Source organism: Bradyrhizobium sp. 2TAF36 (genome assembly GCF_052114925.1).
GTDB classification, from domain to species: Bacteria; Pseudomonadota; Alphaproteobacteria; order Rhizobiales; family Xanthobacteraceae; genus Bradyrhizobium; species Bradyrhizobium barranii.
On the sequence record NZ_JBFRFR010000007.1, the window covers coordinates 127,284 to 133,376 of the forward strand.

General features: G+C 65.8%; 6 protein-coding genes and 2 pseudogenes. 2 read left to right on the top strand and 6 right to left on the bottom strand.

The window, feature by feature from the left end; translation table 11 throughout:
• Nucleotides 1–11: 11 nt before the first annotated feature.
• Genes AB4Z51_RS05580 through AB4Z51_RS05595 form a run of 4 tightly spaced genes read right to left on the bottom strand, consistent with a single transcriptional unit; the run spans nucleotide 12 to nucleotide 3,461 of the window.
• A complete protein-coding gene (locus AB4Z51_RS05580; protein ID WP_135214726.1) occupies nucleotides 12–776 on the bottom strand; it encodes an amino acid ABC transporter ATP-binding protein in 765 nt (254 codons plus the stop codon).
• Complete coding sequence (locus AB4Z51_RS05585; RefSeq protein ID WP_167768036.1) at nucleotides 773–1,630, bottom strand: amino acid ABC transporter permease; 858 nt, start codon at nucleotides 1,628–1,630, stop codon at nucleotides 773–775. Before AB4Z51_RS05585 ends, AB4Z51_RS05580 begins: the two co-directional genes overlap by 4 nt.
• Nucleotides 1,627–2,451, bottom strand: a complete 825-nt coding sequence (locus AB4Z51_RS05590; RefSeq protein WP_135214724.1) for an ABC transporter substrate-binding protein — start codon at nucleotides 2,449–2,451, stop codon at nucleotides 1,627–1,629. Before AB4Z51_RS05590 ends, AB4Z51_RS05585 begins: the two co-directional genes overlap by 4 nt.
• A gap of 53 nt (nucleotides 2,452–2,504) precedes the next feature.
• Entirely contained in the window at nucleotides 2,505–3,461 is a 957-nt protein-coding gene (locus AB4Z51_RS05595; RefSeq protein ID WP_441497146.1) for an N-carbamoyl-D-amino-acid hydrolase, read from the bottom strand.
• A 151-nt stretch (nucleotides 3,462–3,612) separates the two neighbouring features.
• On the opposite strand from AB4Z51_RS05595, the pseudogene AB4Z51_RS05600 reads away from it, so the two are divergent.
• A pseudogene (locus AB4Z51_RS05600) lies at nucleotides 3,613–4,528 on the top strand (LysR family transcriptional regulator).
• Between the two features lie 29 nt (nucleotides 4,529–4,557).
• Nucleotides 4,558–5,277, top strand: coding sequence for a type 1 glutamine amidotransferase (locus tag AB4Z51_RS05605; RefSeq protein WP_135214721.1), 720 nt, complete (start codon nucleotides 4,558–4,560; stop codon nucleotides 5,275–5,277).
• A 123-nt stretch (nucleotides 5,278–5,400) separates the two neighbouring features.
• On the opposite strand, the gene AB4Z51_RS05610 is transcribed toward AB4Z51_RS05605, so the two are convergent.
• Both AB4Z51_RS05610 and AB4Z51_RS05615 read right to left on the bottom strand, forming a co-directional pair.
• Complete coding sequence (locus AB4Z51_RS05610) at nucleotides 5,401–5,868, bottom strand: nuclear transport factor 2 family protein (protein ID WP_063981040.1); 468 nt, start codon at nucleotides 5,866–5,868, stop codon at nucleotides 5,401–5,403.
• Between the two features lie 93 nt (nucleotides 5,869–5,961).
• Nucleotides 5,962–6,093 (bottom strand): annotated as a pseudogene (locus tag AB4Z51_RS05615) (acyl-CoA thioester hydrolase); the annotation flags it as partial.

Here is a 6,093-nt window from a genome sequence, read left to right on the forward strand (position 1 = left end):
ACGCCCCCATCTCAGATCACTGCCGAAAGAAATGCCTTGGTGCGCTCCTCGCGCGGCGCACCCAATACGTCCGAGGCGCGCCCCTGCTCGACGATCGCGCCCTGGTCCATGTAGACGACGCGGTCGGCGACCTCGCGCGCGAAGCCGAGCTCGTGCGTCACCACCATCATGGTCATGCCGCTCTTCGCCAGCTCCTTCATGACCGCGAGCACCTCGCCGACGAGCTCCGGATCGAGCGCGCTGGTCGGCTCGTCGAACAGCATCAGCATCGGCTTCATGGCGAGCGCACGCGCAATCGCCACGCGCTGCTGCTGGCCGCCGGAGAGCTGCGCGGGATACCAGTCCGCCTTGGCGGACAATCCGACGCGCCGGAGCAGTTCGAGCGCCTCCGCGCGCACCTCGTCGGATTTGCGCCCCTGCACCTGAAGTGGACCTTCGGTGATATTCTCCAGCGCGGTCTTGTGCGGAAACAGGTTGAAGCGCTGGAACACCATGCCGGTCTTGAGCCGCTGCCGCCCGATCTCCCGCTCGCTGAGGCGATAGAGCCGTCCGCTTTGCTCGCGCACGCCAAGCAGCTCGCCGTCGAGCCAGATGCCGCCGGCATCGATCGCGGCAAGCTGATTGATGCAACGGAGCAGCGTGGTCTTGCCGGAGCCGGAGGCGCCGATCAAACACATCACCTCGCCGGGCCAGACGTCGAGCGAGACGCTTCTGAGAGCCTGGAACTCGCCAAAGCTCTTGCTGACGGAGCGGATCGCGACGAGGGGTTTTGTCATCGCGCCAGCCGCAATGTGCCGCGGGCAAAACGGCGTTCGAGCAGCATCTGGAGCGGCGTCAGGATCGAGACCACGAGCAGGTACCAGAGCCCAGCAACGATCAGCAGCTCGATGACGCGCGAATTGGCGTAGTAGATGTTCTCGGCGTTGTGCAGCAGTTCCGGATACTGGATGACGCTCGCGAGCGAGGTCGCTTTCACCATGCCGATGAACTCGTTGCCGAGCGGCGGGATCACCACCCGCATCGCCTGCGGCAGGATGATCCGGCGCAGCGCGCGCAGCCGCCCCATGCCGATCGCCTGCGCCGCCTCGTATTGCCCGATGTCGACCGACAGCATGCCGGCGCGCATCACCTCGGACGTATAGGCGCCCTGGTTGATGCCGAGCCCGAGCAGCGCGGCAAGGAACGGCGTCATGACGTCGACCGCGCGCGCAGACCACAGGCCGGGAATGCCGATGGTCGGAAACACCAGCGCGAGGTTGAACCACAATAGCAGTTGCAGGATCAGCGGCGTACCACGGAACAGCCAGGTGTAGCCCGCCGCGACCGTCTTCAGCACCGGATTGGGCGACAGCCGCATGACCGCGACGACGACGCCGAGGACAATGCCGAGCGCCATCGCCAGCACCGCCATCACCATCGTGTTGACGATGCCTTCGAGAATGACTTTTGCGGTCAGGAAGCGGCTGACATAGGACCATTCGATCTGACCGCCGGCGAAGGCGCGCACGATCGCCGCCAGCACGACGACGATCAGGGCAGCGCTGAGCCAGCGAAACCAGTGCGGCTCGCGCGCGATCCGCATCCCCGACAGATCAGGGAAACCCTCCGCGAGTGCCGGCACCGGCTTCATTGCGGCGCCGCATTCAGCATGGGCTGGGCCACCGCGTTGGCCCCCAGGCCCCATTTGTCGAGAACGGCCTTGTAGGCGCCGTCGGCGATCATCGCCGTGAGCTTCTCCGTCACCACCTCGCGCAAAGCCGCATCGTCCTTGCGGAACATGATGCCCTGGTAGCCTTTGGCGAAGGGCTCGCCGACGACGCGATATTTGCCGGGCTCCTGCGTCTGCGCGTAAGGCAGCGTCTCGCTGCCCTGCACGGCGGCGTCGATGCGACCCTGCTTGAGCTGGTTGCGGACGTCGATCGAGTTCTCGCCCGGGACGTACTGAATCGCCGGCTTGCCGGCCGGCTCGCAGTTCTGCTTGCTCCACTTCTCGATCTCGACCGGGAAGCTGGTGCTGCGGGTGGTGCCGACCTTCTTGCCGCAGAGATCCGCCGCGTCCTTGGCCGCATTGTCCGCCATCACGAAGAACTGCGGGCCGGTCGCGAGGTAGTCGACGAAATCGGCGGTCTCGCGCCGCGAGGCGCGGTCGGAGATGCCGGAGATGATGAAGTCCGCGCGCCTGGTCTGGAGCGACGGGATCAACTCGGCGAACGGCGTCTCGCTCCAGACGATCTTTACGCCAAGCCGCTTCGCAAGTTCGTTGGCCAGATCGACATCGAGCCCGACGAGCTCGTTGGTGGCGGGATCGCGGTACTCCATCGGCGCGTAGGTGGAGTTGACCGTGAGCTTCAACGCGCCCGCCTGCTTGATCTCCGCGGGAAGCTCCGCCGCTTGCGCCGACGTTACGGTAGCCAGTACTGCGAGGCCGAGAGAGAGCGAGAGGCGTATCATGTCAGCTCCTTTGCCAACGTTTTGCTTTGAGTCCTTTGCCAGCGCCGTGCCAGTCAGTCCGCGTCGAGAACGGCCGGCTCGATGACGCCGGCGCGTTCGGTGATCACCCTGTATTGCTCCGGCCGCCGGTGGGCGGCGAAATTGAACATCTTGTCCTTGCCCTGGCGGCAGAGATCGAGATCGATGTCGGCGACAATGACTTCGTCCGCCAGAGTCTGGGCCTGCGCGACGATGCGGCCGTTGGGATCGACGATGCAGGAGCCGCCGATCAGCCCGGAGCCGTCCTCCTCACCCGCCTTCGCCACCGAGATCGCCCAGGTCGCGTTCATGTAGGCGTTGGCCTGCGTCACCAGCGTCGAGTGGAAGGTGCGCAAGGACGCATCTTCAGTGRCGCCGCCATTGGGGTCATAGGCCGCCGAATTGTAGCCGATGCAGACCAGCTCGACGCCTTGCAGGCCGAGCACGCGCCAGGATTCCGGCCAGCGGCGGTCGTTGCAGATCATCATGCCCATGATAGCGTGGGCCCAGGCCGAGCCGGCGCGGAAAGCGGGAAAGCCGAGGTCGCCATATTCGAAATAGCGCTTCTCGAGCTGCTGGTAGCGCGCGCCTTCGCGCGGCTCGACCGAACCGGGCAGATGCACCTTGCGGTAACGGCCGAGAATCTCGCCGTCGCGATCGACCAGGATGGCGCAATTATAACGGCGACCGTCCGGTGTCAGCTCGGCATAGCCGACATAGAAGCCGACGCGCAGCGCGCGCGCACGGTCGAACAGTTTTGCCACGGCCGGGTTCGGCATGCCGCGCTCGAAATAGTGGTCGAGCGCGGCGCCTTCGAGCAGCCAGCGCGGGAAGAAGGTGGTGAAGGCAAGCTCGGGAAACACCACGAGGCTGGCGCCGCGACCGGCGGCCTCCTCCAGCATGTCGAGCATTCGCGCCAGCGTATGCTCGCGCGTATCGGCTTTTTGCGTCGGCCCCATCTGTGCGGCGGCGGCGCGAAGGACACGAACCAAGATTGCCTCCAATATGTGCGCAGTGCTGCCTCAATGGGCGAATGAACCCTTTGATGCGACGTGCAAATCCGCGACCATTACGCGGAAGCGGGGCTGCAAAATCAATTCGTTCTGCTATGATGTTTTGGCCCAGAGTATAATCGGCAGTGATATGAACCTGCGTCAGCTCGAGATCCTGCGTGCCGTCATCCGCCATCGCACCACGGTGGCGGCGGCGGACGAACTGGCGCTGTCACAGCCCGCGGTCAGCAACGCGCTGAAGACGATGGAGGCGCAGGCGGGCTTTGCGCTGTTCGAGCGCGTCAACAACCGGCTGTTTCCGACCGCGGAGGCGATGGCGCTCTACAAGGAGAGCGAAGCCATCTTCGCGCTGCACGCCAAGCTCGAGAACCGCGTCCGCGATCTGCGCGAGAACCGCTCCGGCCATCTGGCGCTCGTCGCGACGCCGCCGCTGGCCTACAGCATCATCCCGTCGGCGCTCTCAAGCTTCCTTCGCCGCCGCCCGGAGACGCGCGTGTTCTTCGACGTGCGGCGCTATGAGGGCATCATCGAGGGGGTGCTCAGCCGCGTCGCCGAGCTCGGCTTCGCGCTGGGGCTGACGCATCATCCCGGCATCGCGCATGAGGTGGTGCATACCGGCGAGATGGTCTGCGTCCTGCCGCCGCAGCATCCTCTCGCCGACAAGCCGGTGATCTCGGCCGCCGATCTCTCCGGCATGCCCTTCATCGGGCTCGAGCGCGGCACGCGCCTCGGCGAGGCCGTGCGCGACAGCTTTGCCCGCACCGGCGCGCCGTTCCAGCCGACCGTCGAGGTGCGCTACTGCAACACGGCCTGCGTGCTCGCCGCCGCCGGCGTCGGCGCCGCCGTGGTCGATCCGTTCTCGCCGCGACAGAACGGCGGCAGCGGCCTCGTGGTGCGGCCGTTCACGCCCACGACGCACGCTGCTATGGTCGGAAGCCGAGCCGCTGTCGCGCCTGGCCAAGGCGTTTCTCAACGAGGTCCGGAAAGAGAGCGCACAGCTGGCACGCACAGCGCCACACCAGCAACATGGGGCAGAAAGCGACTGAGCTTCGCAACCTTTTGACCCGGGGGGCACATGGCACGCATCACCATCATCGAGACCGGACAGGTCCCGCAGAAGTACCGCGAGCAGCACGGCTCGTTTCCCGACATGTTCGAGCGCATGGTCCGCGCCGAGGACCCGACCGCCACGGTGGACGTCGTCAGCATTCCCAATGGCGATGCGCTGCCCGATCCGAGCAAGCTCGAGGCCGTGCTGATCACCGGCGCTGCTGCCGGTGTCTATGACGGGCTCGACTGGATCGCGCCGCTGGAAGATTTCGTGCGCACGGCTTACGCCAACAAGACGCCGATGGTCGGTGTCTGCTTCGGCCATCAGCTGATCGCGCAGGCGCTCGGCGGCACCGTGCAGAAGTCGGAGAAGGGCTGGGGCATCGGCCGCCACGTCTATCAGGTGCTGCCGGAGAACGGCGTCGTCGACGGCAAAGCGGTTGCGATCGCCGCCTCGCATCAGGACCAGGTGGTCGAGCCGCCCAGCGATGCGCTGACGATCCTCTCGTCCGAATTCACCCCGCATGCCGGCCTGCTCTACGCCAACGGCACCACGCTGACCGTGCAGCCGCATCCGGAATTCGACGTGGAGTTTGCGCAAGTGTGCTGCGAACTCCGCGACGGCAAGGCGCCGGAGGATGTCGTTGCGACGGCGAGGGAGTCGCTGGCGGAGCCGATGGACAACGCGAAGCTGGGTGGGGCAATCACGCGGTTTCTCGCTCGCAAATCTATCCCCTCATCCTGAGGAGCGCGCTCTCGCGCGCGTCTCGAAGGATAGAGGCCCGGATGCAACAACGGCGGGGCCTGCATGGTTCGAGACGCCGCTTCGCGGCCCCTCACCATGAGGGGCGAGAGTTGTTTACGCGCCTCAGAACGGATCCGTCCCCAGCCCCGGCACATCCGCCGGCCGCGGTCCCGGCGCCGGCCAGTGAAACCGGCGGTCCTTCTCGGCAATCGCGATATCGTTGATCGACGCCTCGCGGCGCCGCATCAGCCCGTGCTCGTCGAACTCCCACTGCTCGTTGCCGTAGGAGCGATACCACTGGCCGCTGGCGTCATGCCATTCGTACTGGAAGCGCACCGCGATGTGGTTGCCGTCGAAGGCCCATAGGTCCTTGATCAGGCGATACTCCCGCTCCTTCTCCCATTTGCGGGTGAGGAACGCGACGATGGCCTCCCGGCCCTGAAACACCTCGGAGCGATTGCGCCAGCGGCTGTCCTCGGTATAGGCGAGCGAGACTTTCACCGGATCGCGCGAATTCCACGCGTCCTCGGCCATGCGCGCCTTTTGCGCGGCGGTCTCACGGGTGAAGGGTGGAAGTGGCGGGCGCGACATGGTGGCCTCATCGGTTGGTCCGAGCCGCAATCTATCGCTGCAATTGCTGGAGTCGATAGGCCATCACCTATCGGCCGATCACTTATCGGGCGATCAGGAAATCAGATCGGCCTTCATCAGGATACGGATCGATTTCGGAATCGGCTGGGCGCGGCCGCCACTGATGAAGGCGACGCGCACCTCGGCTTTCACCAGCACGTCCTCAGCCCGCCGCACCTCCTGCGC